Genomic DNA, 17,321 nt, shown 5'->3' on the forward strand with positions numbered 1-17,321 from the left:
ACCCGTTCCCATACCGAACACGGAAGTTAAGCTCTTCAGCGCCGATGGTAGTTGGGGGTTTCCCCCTGTGAGAGTAGGACGTTGCTAGGCATGCGAAGCCATTCCCTTTGGGGAGTGGCTTTTTTGTGTTTTATCACAGTAATACTCACTAGACAAATGAGTCAAAAAAAAACAATCCATGTCGGAAAGCCCATGGATTTGATAGCGATTATTTCTATTTAATACAATTCAATTGTAGCCGGATAATCATACGGAGTAGTAAATATCGTCTTCGCTTTCGTAGCGTACATTAATACAGAGCCCATTGTCGCATTGAAATTTAAGTCTAATAATGTCCAGATGACCAGTAAGAATTGAAAATGAATGTCGGTCCTGTTGTACAGGTAAAAGAGAATAATGGATAATATCAAAAATAAGGGAAGACAAATCTTCATAAGAAGTAAAGACATAATATTCATTAACTATATAAGCCGGCATATTGTTCATCTCCTTTTTAACTAGCTTAAAGACTGGATCGACGGGAGAGAGACCATAAATAATTATCCATTTAGCAAGTACCTGAACGCTAATTTCAATAAAGTAAAGGATTTAATTTAATGTGCAAAACCGTAAATAGAAAAATCATTCTACAGTTATTATATAGTAGAATGACAGAGAATACTATTGAGTATTGTTAGTAAAATGAAAGATGGGTGAAAAGATTATTTTTTTAAACTGACCATGGTTTTTACGAAAGCCAATAAAGCATTTTTCTCTAAAGTTGATAGTTGTATGCCATTGTAAGAAACCTTTTCTTCTAATAACTTTTCAAGAGCCATTTCTTTAGTATTTAGTTCGTCTTTTGAAGAAATATATACTTGATCAGACTTATCATTTGGTATAAAGCCGGCCAATATTAGTAGTTCATTCCTATCCACATCTAATGCAGACGCTAATGCACAAATTGATTCACGTGAAGGGTTATATCTTCCTTTTTCCAATGAAGCAATGAAGGAATAGCTAAGATTAGCACGTTCAGCCAAATAACGTAATGTCATTTTTTTTTGTTCTCGGAGTTTCCGCAAGCGTTTCCCAAACTCATTCAATTTCTTCACCCACCTTAATATGTCTAAGTTTGACGTTCTAACTGTATATCTATCATAACCGATACCTTAATAAATATAAAGAAATAGCTAGCAGAGAAATATTCAAAATAGATTTAATAGTGTGTCGTGTCACTTCACATTTATTATTTACCGTAAGTAGGCACAAAGACTAAAATCAAAAATGATTAAAAGTCTATTTTTAATTGGATATTGCAACTAGTGTGGTTGTTTAGCAGATTTATTTCAAATTTCCATAATATTGGTAAGATGATTAACAGATTATATAGACTTTTTTGATAGAAAACAAAGTTTAAGTGTTGACAAAAAAAACATTTAGACATAAAATGTGTTGTAAAGCTAAACAAATATTGTGAATTAATTGTATAAAGTGTTCTCTGCGTTTAATGGAATGGAAAGTTTCTAGAAAATTTTATTCTAAGAATTTTACTCTATTCTCTAATACGAAAATATTTGTAAAAAAAAATATGATTAACTAGTACAACCTACAATTGATAGTGAGCTTATATACTGGCGACCCAATAATTAAGAATATATAGCATTAGGCAAAAAGAATGAAGAGACATATATTACTTATCCAATAGAAATATATTTAATATTAATGACACTACAAATAGACACAAATTATAGAGCAAAAGTGGGGAGTTGGATTAGATGTTTGCCAACAATATAAAAGAGATTAGAAAGAAGATGAATTTAACTCAAGCGGAACTGGCAGAGCAAGTAGGAATCGGTCGTACAGCTTTATCCAAAATAGAAAACGGTGCTTATTATCCAAGTGCTAAAACCATGAAAAAGATTTCGGATGTTCTTAATATGCCGATAGGAGAAATATTTTTCAACTCAGATATTGAGTGAATTGGAAATTATAAATCAGTAGATGCTTAGATAGGTTTTCATGAGTGATAGAAAGGAGTGAAGATCAGTGATCAACAACGGCTCAGATGAAAAGATTAAAATGCCTATTGCTGATAATGAAATTATCGACAGAAGACATATAGATTTGCTTGAAAATAAGAAACTAACGCGATTGACTATTGTACGAGCACCCCTAGGATATGGAAAGTCCATGCTTGTAAGTAAATCAATTGCATATACGAGAGATCATGCGGCGTGGTTGACGCTAGACGAAATGGATAATGATCCCATTCGATTTTGGATTTACGTGATCATGTCAATTGAGAAAAGTGGGACTAAAATTAATGCAGAAAAGTTATTGTCTTTCGTCAAAACAACCCCGCCCTATTCTATGATTATTGATATGTTGTTGGATGAACTCAGTAACCAATCTGGAAGAACCATACTTATTCTGGATGATTATCATAAGGTTGCGAATCAGGCTGTTCATAAAATGATGAATCGCTTCATCGATAATTTACCACATCACGTAAAGGTTTTTATAATAAGTCGTAGTGAAGTACCCCTAATCATTTCTAAATGGAGGATGAAGGGTTGGGTGTACGAGGTTGGTATTGAACAACTTAAATTCCAATTAGATGAAGTACGTGAATTTTACGATAAGCGTTCTCTTAAATCGAGTCATACAATCTTTTATTATCAGCAAGTATTGCGAATTACAGAAGGTTGGCCTTTAGGTATTCAATTGATAAATTTAACTGAATCAGAAGAAGATCCCCAATGGAAAGCAAAAGATTCCTCCATTCTTTCGCCTATCGTGACAAATTACTTACTATTTAAAGCCTTATTCAGTCTCACTCCCTCTATGCAAGATTTTCTCATTCGTACATCGGTATTGAAATATATAACACCGGAAAGTTGTAATCAGGTATTGAATCGTAAAGATAGTGAAGAAGTATTGAGAGAGATTGAGAAGAGGGGTCTGTTTATCAATCGTTTGAAGGGCAATCAACTAACGTACAGATACCATAATTTTTTTTCAATTGCTCTACAGAATGAAATGCATCAACGTTTTTCGAAAGACTGTATAACAGAAATTTACGGTAAGGCAGCTCACGTTGAGTATGAACAAGGAGATTATGAAACAGGAATCGAGCTAGCGATCGAAGGGAAATTATTTGATGTAGCCGATCGTTGGATAGAAGAGAATCTAGTAAATATCTTTTCATCAAATCAGACTGAGCTGTTCATGCGGTGGGTCATAGTGCTGCGTAAAAATTCTTTTGAACTCCATGTGGAAACGCTTGTAGTATATGCAATCAATCTAGCTATTCAGTATAAAATGGATAAAGCGGAGTCGATTATCAGAGAGCTTGAACGTAGGCATGAAAAAACGAGTTGGAAAGAGAAAGATTCATTCGAAGATGCTTCGCTGATGTTCGACAGTGTAAAAAAGTTTATGTTGTTTACGCTTCATGGAGTGAAAAAGGAAAAAAACTCATATTTACAGGGAAGAATTCATGATTGCTCAATGCCTGCGGATTCCCGATGGAGAAATGTATCGATGATTTACAACCATTTTGAACCACAATTATTAAGAACCAGTTTAGGCAACAGAGGGAAGCTAAACTCCATCAAACGACTTCCTACATTTAATAATATCTTGCGAAGTAATATGTTCCTTGCACATAATCTGGCAGAATACAGTCAAGGTATACAAGCTGAAGTTTTCTATGAAATGGATCTATTATTCGAGTCTGAACAATATATGAAAAAAACTATGGATTATACTGATCGTCATAGTGATCCAGGCTTGTCTGTACCGATGTACATTTTACAAGCTAAAATTTATTTGGCTGATGAACAATTTGTCAAAGCTCAGGGCATACTGAACTATGCAATGGAATCAATGGTTAATACTAACTGGCAATGTATTTTAATTACAATGAAGGCACTAGGTTATATTCGAGAAGGATCCTTCGATCGTGCAGAGTTTGAATTAAATAAATTATCCAACTTAATACATCAGCAAGCCGAACCTTGTTTGGAATTCTGGATGCTTGTAAAAGCAAGACTGCATATGATGAAAGGTAATACGCGAAAAGCACTATATTATATTGATCGAGTCACACAAGAAGCTAAAGAAGAATTTCAAATGACAACTATTATCGAGGTGAAAATACTACGGTCAATCTGTATGTGGAGAAACAACAAGAAAAAGTTAGCAATTGATATACTTCATGACGCACTGGAATTGGCAGTTAGATTAGGTTATAAACGCTTGTTTTTAGATGAAAAGGCTTTACATCCAGTGCTGATGAGTTATATAAAAAGTCGAATGAACTTTGAACAACCACAATGGAAAACCGTACCACTTGTTTTTGCCCAGTCGTTACGGACCGATCAAATTATTCGTCCCGTAGCTATTCATCACCATAGTAAACCAAATTTGACTTCCCGCGAGGAAGAGTTGATTAAAGCGCTTGCTGCAGGCCTATCCAACAGGGAAATTGCCGAACAGCTTTTTCTTTCAGAGGGAACTGTAAGAGTGTACTTATCGAAAGTCTATAAAAAACTCAACGTCAGCTCACGGACTCAAGCAATATTACAGGCCAAGGATTGGCAGTAGACAGGATAACTACTATCGATTAGGAGGTGACTTTCATGATCACGTTGTTAGCCTCAAAAATACAAAAACCTGCCAAGCGTGAAGAGTGGATTAGCAGAGAGAATATGGTTACTGTCCAATATGAAGCTGTGCAATCCAAAGTACTATTTATTACTGCTCCAACTGGTTACGGAAAGACGTCATTTTTGTCTCATTGGTCGGACAACTTGGATGAAAACATCGCATGGCTGAAAGTCGATGAAACCGACAATGATGCTGTCCAATTTTTTCGATATATCGTCTATACTGTCTACTCGGCATGCAATTTGCTTCCACAAGAGAAACTACAACAAAAACTTGCCAATGCAGACCGTGACGAACTGGATACGATGTGGGATTTCTACAAAGAACTAGGTAGTGTAATGACAAAACGAGTTCGATTAATTATCGATGACTTTCATCATATTACTGCTCTAGAACTCTTGGAAATGATCCAGTATTTTGTAATGGATTTGCCCGAATCATTGAAAATTTGCTTCGCCAGTCGTCATCTCCCTCCCTTTACACTTGCACTCTGGCAATCTTTATTTACTGTTACTGAAGTCAAAATGCAGCATCTGCGTTTTACGACTGTAGATATGAAAGTGTTTTTGAAAAAACAACCTCAACAGCAGCAATCAGTATGGCAAGAATTCATTCAGACAGAAGGTTGGCCTGCAGGACTACGTAATGTTGTACAGTCACAAGATACATGTGATCTGCAGCATGTTAGCAGGCACCAGCAGTACACTATGAATGTGTTAATGAATGATCTGTGGGATGACTTTTCCAGCTCGGCACAGCATTTCCTATTAGCAACATCCATTCTGAGCACTATGGATCAAAGAGTATGTGACGCACTACTTGGGAATAAAGAAAGTCTGGTTCATTTAAGGGATTTAGAAGGAAAGGGTTTCTTCATAGAGATGGACACACAAAAAAACGCACGTTATCGTTATCATCCTCTTTTCGCTATAGCTTTACAGCAAAACTTGCAACAAACCTACCCAAGGGAGTTTGTATTCAAGTTGCATAAAAAAGCAGCAGGAATATACTTTCAGCAAGGTGATATTGTGCGTGCAATCACACATGCTTTGTTAGGAAAGGCGTATCCACTTGCTATCACTTGGATGATGAATTACGGCGAAGACATTGTTAGGAATGGAGAAACTTCGACTTTCCTAGCTTGGTGCCACGAATTTGAAGAAGCACATATTCCATTAACTTTAGATCTTCAGTTACTGTATGCTTTTTCTCTTCTTGCCGAGCACCAAGTGGATGCAGCGGATCTTGTCACAAGCAAAATGACAGCACAAGAGAATCGGAAAGAATGGAATGCTTTTATCGTAAGAAGCCAATCTGCTGCCTACGATTATTTCTTAATCAAGTCCTACATCACAATCATTCGAATGGGTGGAGTGACAGAAGTGGGAGAGTGGCTCCAAAAAGGTTTTGATTTACAAGTGCAGAAGCATTCCAAATTGTATTTAATGCCACTTCAGTTCAATAAAACGGAACCTACGTTGTCACGTACGCCATTAGGTTCTTATAAAAAGTCGGCCATCCATGAATACCGAAAATTGCAATTGAAACGTCAATCCTGCCAAAGAAATAAACTTTCTATCGTCGGTTATTATCACGGAATTCAGGCGGAGATATTGTACATGAAAGGTTTAATGAAAGAATCTCGAGAACATCAGGTAGAAGCACTTCTGTCAGCTCATCACTTCCAAGATCCGGGTCTGCTAATTCCTATGTATGTATTGAGTTGTAAGCTACATATGGCAAATGGCGAGATGGAAAAAGCGCATAGAACGTTGCAGAGTGCATTATTATATACAAAAGATCGCTATTGGAAAGATTTTTTATATGCATTTGAAGTATTCATTTACTTGAAACAAGGTTGTCTAGAAAAAGCAGAAATCGTCTTTTTAAAAATACAAGAGTATTTCGTAGAAGATCTTCAACCACACCCATTTGTCACACTCGTAGATGTAAGACTACTGTTGCAGAAAGATCAATGGGAAGATGCGTTAAAGAAAGTATTACATGTGAAAAGTGAAGCGTTACAGGAAGAGCAAATTGAGACATTCATCGAAGCGACAATTTTAGAAAGCTCGTGTTACGCTCATCAAGAACACTGGTTGGAGATGGCCCGGTCTTTACATGAAGCTATGATGTATAGTAAAGAATATGACTATACGCAGTTATTTATTAAGGAAGAGTCGATAGGATCGATGTTGAAGGAATATGTAAGAGTTCGTAAGCAACAACAAGATGTGAACTGGACTCGGGTTCCACATTTCTACGTAGAGCGATTAATTCAGGCATCAAACAACAGAATTTCGTCTTAGAGCTGCTGCCTCACGCTAATAAGAAGTGTCAGTTAAAGCCTATAAGCTAAGTTAACAGCGCGTAAACACTATGATGTGACATGAAAAGCGATACTCCCTTAGTCAGGAGTGTCGCTTTTTGCTATACTAAATGAAAGTAAAGGAGTGCGTATGATGAAGTATCAAGATCGTCCACTTGTGCAGGCATTGGAGAATTTCCATAATAGGAAACCCGTTTCATTCCATGTACCCGGACATAAAGGTGGCGCATTATCTGATTTGCCGGCAGCTGTACGCCAAGCACTTGCCTATGACCTGACGGAACTGACAGGACTTGATGACTTACATGAACCGACAGGAGCGATTAAAGAAGCAGAAGACAAGTTGGCGCGTCTTTATGAAAGTGAACGGAGTTTCTTTCTGGTGAATGGTTCGACTGTAGGGAACCTGGCTATGCTGTATGCGACAGTTCAGCCGGGAGACTTGGTAATTGTGCAACGTAATGCACATAAATCGATATTCAATGCGCTGGAACTGACAGGTGCGAATCCAGTGTTTCTATCTCCGGATTGGGATGAACAGACGCAGACGGCTGGAACGGTATCATTGAAGTCTGTAAATGAAGCACTCAAGCAGTATCCGAATGTGAAAGCGGCTGTTCTCACCACACCTACTTATTACGGATTAATAAATAAAGATTTAAAACAGATTGTAGAAGTATGTCATAGCCACAGTATACCGATTCTCATTGATGAAGCGCATGGTGCACATTTTATAGTAAATGATGCATTTCCCAAGAGTGCACTTGAACTCGGAGCAGATCTGGTCGTTCAGTCTGCGCATAAAACATTACCCGCCATGACGATGGCTTCTTTTTTACATGTTCGATCGAAATTTGTGAAGGGGGAAAGAGTAGCACATTTTCTCCAGATGCTACAGTCGAGCAGTCCATCCTATTTATTGATGGCCTCTTTGGATGATGCAAGGTATTATGCAGAGACGTATAGTGAAGATCACTATAAAATCTTTCAAATATACCGAAATAATTTAATTCAAGGTCTGTGTAATATAGAGTGCGTCGAAGTGGTGGAGACTGACGATAAACTAAAGTTGCTGATCCGTGCTACAGGTCATACGGGATACGCCTTGCAGGAAGCATTGGAGCAGCAGGGAATTTATTCAGAATTGGCGGATGTGTATCAAGTGTTGTTTGTATTGCCCTTGGTGAAGGCGGGGGATGAAGAACGATGCGCTGACATAATTGGAAAATTTAAACGAGCGATGGACTGTGTAACGGTGAAAAAAGCTACTTCAATACGGGTCAACAACTTTTTATCGATCAGTTCTCCGTCATCGGTAGTATATACAGCAACTCAGCTTCATATGATGGATACGGAGTGGATACATATCCAGTTAGCAACGGGAAAAGTAGCAGCAGACGCGATTATTCCATATCCACCCGGTATACCTCTTTTATGTGCTGGAGAACGTATTAGCCAAGAGCACACCGAACAAATACAAGATCTTTTAATGGCTGGCTGTAGATTTCAAGGAGCAATCAATATGGAGACGAAAAAAGTAAAAGTAGTTCTGGAATAGATAGGGGATAAGAAGATGGCAGGATTATTTATTAGTTTTGAAGGGCCGGAAGGGGCTGGTAAGACGACCGTATTGCAAGAAATTGCAGAACGCCTAAAGGCACAAGGGCAAGATGTGGTCATGACACGAGAACCAGGTGGTATTCCTATTGCAGAAAAAATTCGTGAAGTCATCTTGGATTCAAATCACAGTGCGATGGACGGCAAGACGGAAGCATTGTTGTATGCAGCCGCGCGCAGACAACATTTAGTAGAGAAAATTATACCTGCACTAAAGCAGAACAAAATTGTATTATGCGATCGTTTCATTGACAGTTCATTGGCATATCAAGGATTTGCACGTGATTTAGGCATTGATGAAGTACTGGCAATCAACTTGTTCGCGATTGAGGAATATATGCCGGATTGCACAATTTTCTTCGATGTGCCGCCTGAAGTAGGACTAGCCCGAATATGGAGAGATAAAGACCGTGAACAGAACCGTCTGGATTTAGAAAAAGTGGAATTTCATGAGCAAGTGTACAAAGGTTATCAAGAAGTGATGCTACGGAATGAAGGGCGAATCCGAGTGGTAGACGCTCAACAATTACCAGCACAAGTGGTTGAAAATGTTTGGCAAATTGTAAGTTCAGAAGTCAACTTACATAAGAATTCGTGATATAATAAAGAAGATATATGTTTTTATGAGAAATCGGAAAAGGGGAGAGTACATTGAAACTGATTGTAGCAGTGGTACAGGACCAGGACAGTAACCGATTATCTTCCGCATTGACTAAAAGTGATTTTCGGAACACAAAATTAGCCAGTACAGGTGGATTTCTTCGCGCAGGTAACACAACGTTTCTAATGGGTGTGGAAGATGAGTTAGTCTCCAAGGCACTGGATTTAATTCGTGATAATTGCCGTTCTCGGGATCAAATGGTCGCACCAGTTTCACCAATGGGCGGTAATGCGGATTCATATATTCCGTATCCAATTGAAGTAGAAGTAGGCGGAGCTACTGTATTTGTCTTGCCAATTGAACAGTTCCACCATTTTTGATTTAGAGGTGAATGCTGATGAAAGTCAATGGTGAATACCGTACAGGGATGGATAAGTTATCGCCTGATCCACTTCGGCATGCACAAAGTAATGCCAAGTTTGGACAAATGGTAGAAAAACAAGGATCGCGTCTGCAAGGAGAACAGATCGCACGGTTATTTGGGGATATCTCAAGTGCTGGAGATCGTCTCGCGAGGTCTCGAAATTTACGTGACATGGCAAAATATAAGATGTTGATCAAACGCTTTTTGAAAGAAGCAGTAGATTCAGGTATTGAGTTAACACAATCTCATACATGGAACCAATTTGGTGAAGGTCGCCGGTTGAATCTTGTCCAAACAATAGATGAAAAACTAATGGCGTTGACGGAAGCGCTGTTGGATGAAGAAGAATCATCCATTGATTTACTTGCCAAAATAGGTGAAATCAAAGGTCTTCTGATCAATTTATATACGTGATCCCGTGCCGCACTTACATGTAGCACGGTTTTTTTGCAACAACTTTACTAACTAAGGAGGAGCTTGCATGTCACAGAAGTTGCACGACCATGCATTGCAGTCTCAGAAACCAGTTATCGATAAATTAACTATGATTCACAAAAGACAGCGTATAGGACATGCTTATATATTTGACGGTTCAAATGGTGCAGGCAAAGAAGCGGTTGCGCAATATTTTACGAAATTGCTATTATGCATGAATCCAAAAGAAAATGTTCCATGTGAAACATGTCATTCGTGCAAACGTATAGAATCGGGTAATCATCCGAACGTAGTATGGATTAGACCGGATGGACAGGATATCAAAAAGGATCAAATGTCTGAATTGATTATGAAGATGACGAAAAAAGGGTATGAAGAAGGACGGAAAGTATATGTAATGGTTCATGCGGAAAGAATGAATATTTCCGCAGCCAATACATTGCTGAAATTTCTTGAAGAACCTGAAGGAAGTGTTACAGCTATCTTGCTTACGGATTCCTATACATCCATTTTGCCGACGATTCAATCACGTTGTCAGCGTATTTCACTTCAGCCGATGAATCGCCAAAATAGTATTGAAAGTCTCGTGGAAAAAGGAGTTACAGTTTCTATGGCATCCACTGTAACGATGATGACAGCAAATGTCGAAGTGGCTTATGAGATGGCCCAAGAAGATTCCTTTGTACAGAGACGGAAATTAGTGTTAAAATTAGTAGAAGCAATCGAACAGCGATCTCCAGGAGAGGCATTGCTGTTCATTCAGACGGATTGGATGCCTTTCATGAAGGAAAAAAGTGATTGTGAACAAGGGCTTGATTTGCTTCTCTTCGCATACCGTGATATTGTGGCGATAAAAGCGGGTTTGCAGTCGACTATATCCTATCCCGATCAATTAGAAGTTTTCACGGGACACTCTGTAAAAAACGCATATAGCAGTTTAACTGTTAAAATAGATGCCGTCTTGCAGGCGAAAAAACGATTGCATCAAAATATGAATCGTACGCTTTTACTAGAACAATTGGTGCTTACTATGCAGGAGGGGTTATTGTTTGTTTAAAGTCGTAGGCGTCCGCTTTAAAAAGGCGGGGAAATTATATTATTTTGATTCCTTGGATATGCCAATTGAAATTGGCGACTATGTCATTGTGGAAACCGCAAGAGGCGTAGAGTACGGTAAAGTAGCCAGTCGAAGTAATGAAATAGATGATGAAGATGTCGTCCTGCCACTGAAAAAGATCATTCGTCTTGCAGATGATGGTGATCGTGAACGTGTGAAAGAGAATGAGCAAGAGGCAAATGAAGCGTTTGATGTCTGCGCTGAAAAAATCATAGAACATCAATTAGATATGCGTTTAGTAGATGTAGAATATACATTTGACCGTAATAAAATTGTCTTTTACTTTACTGCTGAAGGTCGCGTGGACTTCCGCAATCTAGTAAAGGATCTTGCTGCGATTTTCCGGACGAGAATCGAATTGCGCCAAATCGGTGTACGTGATGAAGCGAAAATGCTAGGTGGGATTGGTCCATGTGGTAGAATGCTTTGCTGTTCAACATTTTTAGGAGATTTTGAGCCGGTATCCATTAAGATGGCAAAAGATCAAAACCTTTCACTGAACCCATCGAAGATTTCAGGTCTGTGCGGTCGCTTGATGTGTTGCTTGAAGTATGAAAATGATGAATATGAAGAAGCGAAAGCGCTAATGCCCGATCTTGGTAAACAAGTAGTGACACAAGATGGAGTAGGAAAGGTAGTCGGACTGAACTTATTGGAGCGTGTGCTTCAAGTGAATATGCCGGCATTTGAACGAGTAGTGGAATATGCGTGGAGTGAGATTGAGGATTTACAGAAAGAAACAGCTCAATTGACTAAATGATGAGGTGGAACAGTTGAAAGAAGTGAACTTCCTTGACAGGGTAATGGATTTTGAACAACAGTTGGATTCTATGCAAAAACAATTCAGGGAACTTATTGGATTTGTTGCAGAGATGACTGAAGAAAACCACTCGCTTCGTCTGGAAAACCATCATCTACGAACGCGACTCGATGAAATCGATAAGATTACACAAGAAATAGAAGAGGCCGCGCGTGATGAACGTCCAAAGAAGCTTGACGTGGGCGAAGGCGTAGACAATCTAGCTCGTTTGTACAATGAAGGTTTCCATGTGTGCAATGTCCACTATGGCAGTAGCCGTAAAGGCGAAGATTGTCTATTCTGCCTGTCATTCTTAAATAAACAGAACGGTTGAGAGGTCAATTCCTATTTTTAGGTATTGGCTTTTTCTTTTGATTAAAGGAGTGTAGATTGTGAACCTAGAAAGTGATGAACGACTAGACTATTTATTAGCGGAGGATTTACGCATCATTCAAAGTCCTTCTGTTTTTTCCTTTTCGCTAGATGCAGTTTTGTTGGCTCGTTTTGCCTATATGCCGATCCGTGGAGGAAAGGTTGTAGATTTGTGCACAGGTAACGGTGTAATCCCTTTGTTTATGAGTGCTCGGACGAAAGGTGAAATCATTGGTATTGAATTGCAAGAACGTTTAGCGGATATGGCACAAAGAAGTATAGCGCTAAACGGTTTGGAAGAACAGATTACCATTGAAAACGGGAACGTCATAGGTATTGCAAAAAAAATCGGTTATGAGTTATATGATACCGTCACATGCAATCCGCCTTATTTCCCGGCAAATGAAGCAAGTGCTAGAAATAAAAGTGAGTATTATACGATTGCTAGGCATGAAGTGGAGCTTACACTTGATCAAGCAGTAAAGTCTGCAAGTGAATTATTGAAACAAGGTGGAAAAGCTGCTTTTGTCCACCGTCCCGGTAGACTCCTAGACATCATCACATCCATGAGACAGTATCGACTAGAACCGAAGCGTATTCGTTTTGTTTATCCGAAAGAAGGGAAAGAAGCGAATACACTATTGATCGAGGCAATTAAGGATGGAAAACCTGATCTTAAAATTCTTCCTCCTTTATATGTCTATCGAGAAAACGGAGAGTATACAGAAGAAGTGAGGCAGTTATTGTATGGAGAAGAATGAACATTTCTTCTATGTGCTGACATGTAATGATGGATCATACTATGCTGGATATACGAATGACTTAGAACGCCGCTTGCGTGTACATAATGAAGGAAAAGGTGCAAAGTATACGAGAGGGCGTCTGCCTGTAAAGTACATTTATCAAGAATCATTTGAAACACAGCGACAAGCGATGCAAGCAGAATATCAGTTTAAGCAATTAACCCGAAAACAAAAAGAACACTATATAAAAAAGGAGCGGTCCACATGATTACGTCACAAAAGAGTGCCGAAGCAACAGAGTTCGGAAAATTGTTCATCGTAGGCACACCAATCGGCAACCTCGAAGATATGACATACCGTGCAGTCCGGATCTTACAGGAAGCAGATTATATTGCGGCGGAGGATACGCGTAATACGATTAAATTATGTAATCATTTTGAGATTAACACACAAATGATCAGCTATCACGAGCATAATACGCGTGTGGCGGGAGAAAAAATTATAGAACTCCTTCAAGAAGGGAAGGATATTGCCATTGTCAGTGATGCGGGAATGCCATGTATTTCAGATCCTGGTGCAGATCTCGTGGAATTGGCGATTGAAAAAGGAATTGCTGTCGTTCCCGTGCCGGGACCGAATGCAGCTATTACAGCATTAGTAGCTTCAGGTATTACACCGCAACCATTTCTGTTTTTCGGATTTCTATCGCGTCAAAAGAAGGAATCAAAAAAACAGCTTGAGAAATTACAGCACTATGAAGAAACATTGTTATTTTACGAAGCCCCACATCGTTTAAAACAAACATTGCGCGGTTTAGGAGAACAATTTGGAGATGAACGGAAGATTGTGATGGCCCGTGAATTGACGAAGCGGTTTGAAGAGTTCTTAAGAGGAACGATTGCAGAAGCAATTGAGTGGGCAGAATCCAATGAAATCAGAGGGGAGTTCTGTTTGGTTGTGGAAGGTAATCAAAACGTGCAACTCGAAATCGCGACTGCCTGGTGGACAGATTTATCGATTAAACAGCATGTCGAGCAGATAATAGAAGAAAAGGAAGTTCGTTCGAAAGATGCAATCAAGGAAGTGGCAGATGTTCGTGAGTTGAGTAAACGAGATGTTTATCAGGCATATCACGTGGAATAAGACGAAAAAACCTGAACGTATACATGTTCAGGTTTTTTGTCAATCAATTGATTTTGTTTTGAATTTCATCCATCAATTGCTTTGCACCTTCAGGGCTCAAAATTAATTTACCATCGATCAAACGAAGGTTATCGTCCGATACTTCTCCTGTAATAGAACATGTCATATTAGGCATGTACTTTTTCAAGATAATTTTATCGTCGTCCACGTATATTTCTAACGCGTCTTTTTGCTCGATACCGAGCGTACGACGAAGTTCAATCGGGATCACAACACGGCCTAGCTCATCAACTTTTCTTACAATTCCAGTAGACTTCATGGAAAGAATTCCTCCTACACTCCAAATTTAACATTCGCCAAAATTCGACATGATTCTCTTGTCTGTTAAATATCATACCAACTCTTCCAATAATCGTCAATCATCATAACTCAAATAAACACTATTAATTTTTATTAATTATTTGACAGGTAAAAAATGAGAGACGTTGTAAGTATGGGAATTGTCGTCAATGAGCAAGCTAAAAGAAGTTATAAAAGTATAAGCTTCAGAGGAGAACATGGCACTTTTGTGTAACATCCTATAAAATGAAAATATACATTAATTATTTGGAGGAATTACGCGTGGAGAATCAATCAAAAACATTTTATATCACAACACCTATTTATTATCCAAGTGGAAAATTTCACATAGGAACTGCATACACGACAATTGCATCAGATGCAATGGCGCGATATAAGCGTTTACGTGGATACGATGTCAGATTTCTAACTGGAATGGACGAACATGGCCAGAAGATTCAGGAAAAGGCAGAAGAGGAAGGTCTATCTCCAATTAAATATGTCGATGGCATTGCGGACATCGCGAAAGATTTATGGAAACTGATGGATATTTCTTATGATGATTTGATCCGTACAACAGAAGACCGTCATAAGACCATCGTTGAAAAGATATTTAAGAAGTTCCTTGATAATGGAGATATCTATAAAGGAAAGTATGAAGGATGGAAATGTGTTCCGTGTGAATCGTATTTTACCGAGTCGCAACTGGTAGATGGAAACTGTCCAGACTGTGGTCGTCCGGTTCACCGAGTAGAAGAAGAGTCATACTTCTTCAATATGAAAAAGTATGCAGACCGTCTACTTACCTATTATGAAGAGAATCCTACATTCATTGAACCGGAATCACGCAAAAATGAAATGATCAATAACTTCATTAAACCAGGACTTGAAGATTTATCTGTTTCCCGTATGTCATTTGACTGGGGAATTAAAGTGCCTGGAGATTCAAAACATGTTATTTACGTCTGGGTTGATGCATTGACGAATTACATTACGTCACTTGGTTATATGTCTGATGACGAGTCTTTATTCAATAAATACTGGCCTGCGGACGTTCACGTTGTGGGGAAAGATATCGTTCGTTTCCATACAATTTATTGGCCAATCTTCTTGATGGCACTCGATTTGCCATTACCGAAGAAAGTATTTGCACATGGTTTCATCATGATGAAAGACGGTAAGATGTCGAAATCTAAAGGCAATGTAGTTTATCCGGAAATGCTTGTTGAACGCTATGGTCTTGATGCTACGCGTTACTTCCTACTTCGTGAATTACCATTTGGTCAAGACGGCGTATTTTCACCGGAAGCATTTGTCGAACGTATTAATTATGACTTGGCGAATGACTTAGGAAACTTATTGAACCGAACGATCTCTATGATCAATAAATACTTCGATGGTGAAGTTCTGACAGAAGGTCTTGTACCGACTGAATTTGATGCGTCATTACGCGATATGATTCAGCATACAGTGAAAAAATACGAGACCTCTATGGAGAAAATGCAATTCAGTGTCGTTCTCTCCGATGTGTGGGCATTAATTTCTCGTACAAATAAATATATTGATGAAACATCTCCATGGGTATTGGCGAAATCAGAAGAAGATCGCATGAAATTAGCGTCAGTCATGTATCACTTGGCATTATCCCTTCATCATACAGCGGTACTCTTGCAGCCGTTCATGACAAATGCACCGAAACAAATGATAGAACAACTAGGTCTATCTGATGATTCATTAGGTTGGAGTACATTACATGAAGGCTATGCAATTCCTTCGGGCACAACTGTTATCAATAAAGGTGTTCCCATCTTCCCGCGTCTGGAGACAGAAGTAGAAGTCGAGTACATTCGTCAGCAAATGGCGATCACGGCTCCTGCTGAAGTGGAAGAACAGGTGGAGGAAATGAAAGAAGAAACAAATGAAATCACATTCGACGCATTCATGAACGTCGACATGCGTGTAGCCACTGTCACAGCGTGTGAAAAAATGCCAAAAGCCGACAAACTATTAAAGCTACAGGTGGACTTAGGCTATGAGCAGCGTCAAGTAGTGTCTGGCATTGCGCAACATTACAGTGCTGAGGATGTAGTAGGTATGAAAGTAATCGTCGTTGCGAATTTGAAGCCAGTTAAACTACGTGGTGAATTATCACAAGGTATGATTTTAGCAGGCGAAAAAGACGGTGTGCTAAAACTTGCTACTGTTGATCCGGCATTAGAGAATGGAGCACAAGTAAAGTAATTGGTCATGTAAATAAAGCTGTCAGTAGAGGTCAGAATCAATGACTTCTGTTGGCAGTTTTTTTGTTTAGGTATCAATTAGGTGGTTGAAGAGTAGGATGCGGAGTTATGTAGTTGCGCATGAGGGATTATTGCTTGTTATGTAAAGGTTTGGCGACTTGGTAGGAAAGAGACGGTATTAAACAGTTGTTTTGCTAGAAAGCTTACGCGACATGTCTAGTTATAGAAAATGAAGAAGTATATACTTTTTCCGTGTCCTTTTCTTAGTCCAAACATCAAATGCAACGTCCTTTACCCTAGAAAATGATATACCACTTTGCTTAACTTTATGTCGCACATGTTACAACAAACCTATAAATACTAAAAGTTTACCGGCTCCTCGCTAATGCTTGAGCATGTCTAGCGGTAAAGCGTTCCGAAGCACGTAGACGGAATAAACAAACTATTTGTTACACAACTGTAATACAAATGAGATGAAAGACACAATCAAAGACAATAGAATAGAAAAC

General features: G+C 38.8%; 16 protein-coding genes and 1 rRNA gene. 15 read left to right on the forward strand and 2 right to left on the reverse strand.

The features are described 5' to 3' along the window. A 5S ribosomal RNA gene (gene rrf / locus CSV73_RS13225) occupies positions 1–90 on the forward strand; the annotation flags it as partial. Between the two features lie 611 nt (positions 91–701). Here the strand turns inward: rrf and CSV73_RS13235 are convergent. Further along, positions 702–1,085, reverse strand: a complete 384-nt coding sequence (locus CSV73_RS13235; RefSeq protein WP_085132291.1) for a helix-turn-helix domain-containing protein — start codon at positions 1,083–1,085, stop codon at positions 702–704. Between the two features lie 672 nt (positions 1,086–1,757). Between CSV73_RS13235 and CSV73_RS13240 the strand changes: the two genes are divergently transcribed. The 13 genes from CSV73_RS13240 (at position 1,758) to rsmI (ending at position 14,233) form a co-directional block, all read left to right on the forward strand. Next, a complete protein-coding gene (locus tag CSV73_RS13240; protein WP_085132292.1) occupies positions 1,758–1,961 on the forward strand; it encodes a helix-turn-helix transcriptional regulator in 204 nt (67 codons plus the stop codon). Between the two features lie 67 nt (positions 1,962–2,028). Further along, entirely contained in the window at positions 2,029–4,590 is a 2,562-nt protein-coding gene (locus CSV73_RS13245; RefSeq protein WP_099627839.1) for a winged helix-turn-helix domain-containing protein, read from the forward strand. A gap of 35 nt (positions 4,591–4,625) precedes the next feature. Continuing rightward, positions 4,626–6,962 (forward strand): winged helix-turn-helix domain-containing protein, encoded by a 2,337-nt coding sequence (locus CSV73_RS13250; RefSeq protein WP_099627840.1) that lies wholly within the window; start codon positions 4,626–4,628, stop codon positions 6,960–6,962. Positions 6,963–7,115: 153 nt separating this feature from the next. Next, positions 7,116–8,540: an aminotransferase class I/II-fold pyridoxal phosphate-dependent enzyme gene (locus tag CSV73_RS13255; protein WP_099627841.1), complete on the forward strand. Its 1,425-nt coding sequence runs from the start codon at positions 7,116–7,118 to the stop codon at positions 8,538–8,540. Positions 8,541–8,555: 15 nt separating this feature from the next. Next, positions 8,556–9,197: a dTMP kinase gene (tmk, locus tag CSV73_RS13260; protein ID WP_099627842.1), complete on the forward strand. Its 642-nt coding sequence runs from the start codon at positions 8,556–8,558 to the stop codon at positions 9,195–9,197. Between the two features lie 53 nt (positions 9,198–9,250). Continuing rightward, positions 9,251–9,580, forward strand: a complete 330-nt coding sequence (locus CSV73_RS13265) for a cyclic-di-AMP receptor (protein ID WP_009499399.1) — start codon at positions 9,251–9,253, stop codon at positions 9,578–9,580. A 17-nt stretch (positions 9,581–9,597) separates the two neighbouring features. Further along, entirely contained in the window at positions 9,598–10,038 is a 441-nt protein-coding gene (locus CSV73_RS13270; protein WP_085132297.1) for a YaaR family protein, read from the forward strand. Positions 10,039–10,105: 67 nt separating this feature from the next. Continuing rightward, positions 10,106–11,116 carry a DNA polymerase III subunit delta' gene (gene holB, locus CSV73_RS13275; RefSeq protein WP_085132298.1) on the forward strand — a complete coding sequence of 337 codons (1,011 nt, stop codon included), beginning with the start codon at positions 10,106–10,108 and terminating at the stop codon, positions 11,114–11,116. Next, complete coding sequence (locus CSV73_RS13280; protein ID WP_085132299.1) at positions 11,109–11,936, forward strand: PSP1 domain-containing protein; 828 nt, start codon at positions 11,109–11,111, stop codon at positions 11,934–11,936. Before holB ends, CSV73_RS13280 begins: the two co-directional genes overlap by 8 nt. Positions 11,937–11,949: 13 nt before the next feature. Next, entirely contained in the window at positions 11,950–12,309 is a 360-nt protein-coding gene (gene yabA, locus CSV73_RS13285) for a DNA replication initiation control protein YabA (RefSeq protein ID WP_085132300.1), read from the forward strand. Between the two features lie 55 nt (positions 12,310–12,364). Then, a complete protein-coding gene (locus CSV73_RS13290; RefSeq protein ID WP_099627843.1) occupies positions 12,365–13,108 on the forward strand; it encodes a tRNA1(Val) (adenine(37)-N6)-methyltransferase in 744 nt (247 codons plus the stop codon). Further along, positions 13,095–13,358: a GIY-YIG nuclease family protein gene (locus CSV73_RS13295; protein WP_085132302.1), complete on the forward strand. Its 264-nt coding sequence runs from the start codon at positions 13,095–13,097 to the stop codon at positions 13,356–13,358. The genes CSV73_RS13290 and CSV73_RS13295 overlap by 14 nt, the downstream gene beginning before the upstream one ends. Further along, positions 13,358–14,233 (forward strand): 16S rRNA (cytidine(1402)-2'-O)-methyltransferase, encoded by an 876-nt coding sequence (gene rsmI / locus CSV73_RS13300; RefSeq protein WP_099627861.1) that lies wholly within the window; start codon positions 13,358–13,360, stop codon positions 14,231–14,233. Before CSV73_RS13295 ends, rsmI begins: the two co-directional genes overlap by 1 nt. A gap of 43 nt (positions 14,234–14,276) precedes the next feature. Here the strand turns inward: rsmI and CSV73_RS13305 are convergent, their stop codons facing one another. Next, entirely contained in the window at positions 14,277–14,552 is a 276-nt protein-coding gene (locus tag CSV73_RS13305; RefSeq protein WP_029054857.1) for a transition state genes transcriptional regulator AbrB, read from the reverse strand. A gap of 266 nt (positions 14,553–14,818) precedes the next feature. On the opposite strand from CSV73_RS13305, the gene metG reads away from it, so the two are divergent. After that, on the forward strand, positions 14,819–16,813 hold the full coding sequence (gene metG / locus CSV73_RS13310; RefSeq protein WP_099627844.1) for a methionine--tRNA ligase: 1,995 nt from the start codon (positions 14,819–14,821) through the stop codon (positions 16,811–16,813). Positions 16,814–17,321 lie beyond the last annotated feature (508 nt).

Origin of the sequence: Sporosarcina sp. P1, from assembly GCF_002743155.1 — a bacterium.
Taxonomy (GTDB): domain Bacteria; phylum Bacillota; class Bacilli; order Bacillales_A; family Planococcaceae; genus Sporosarcina; species Sporosarcina ureae_B.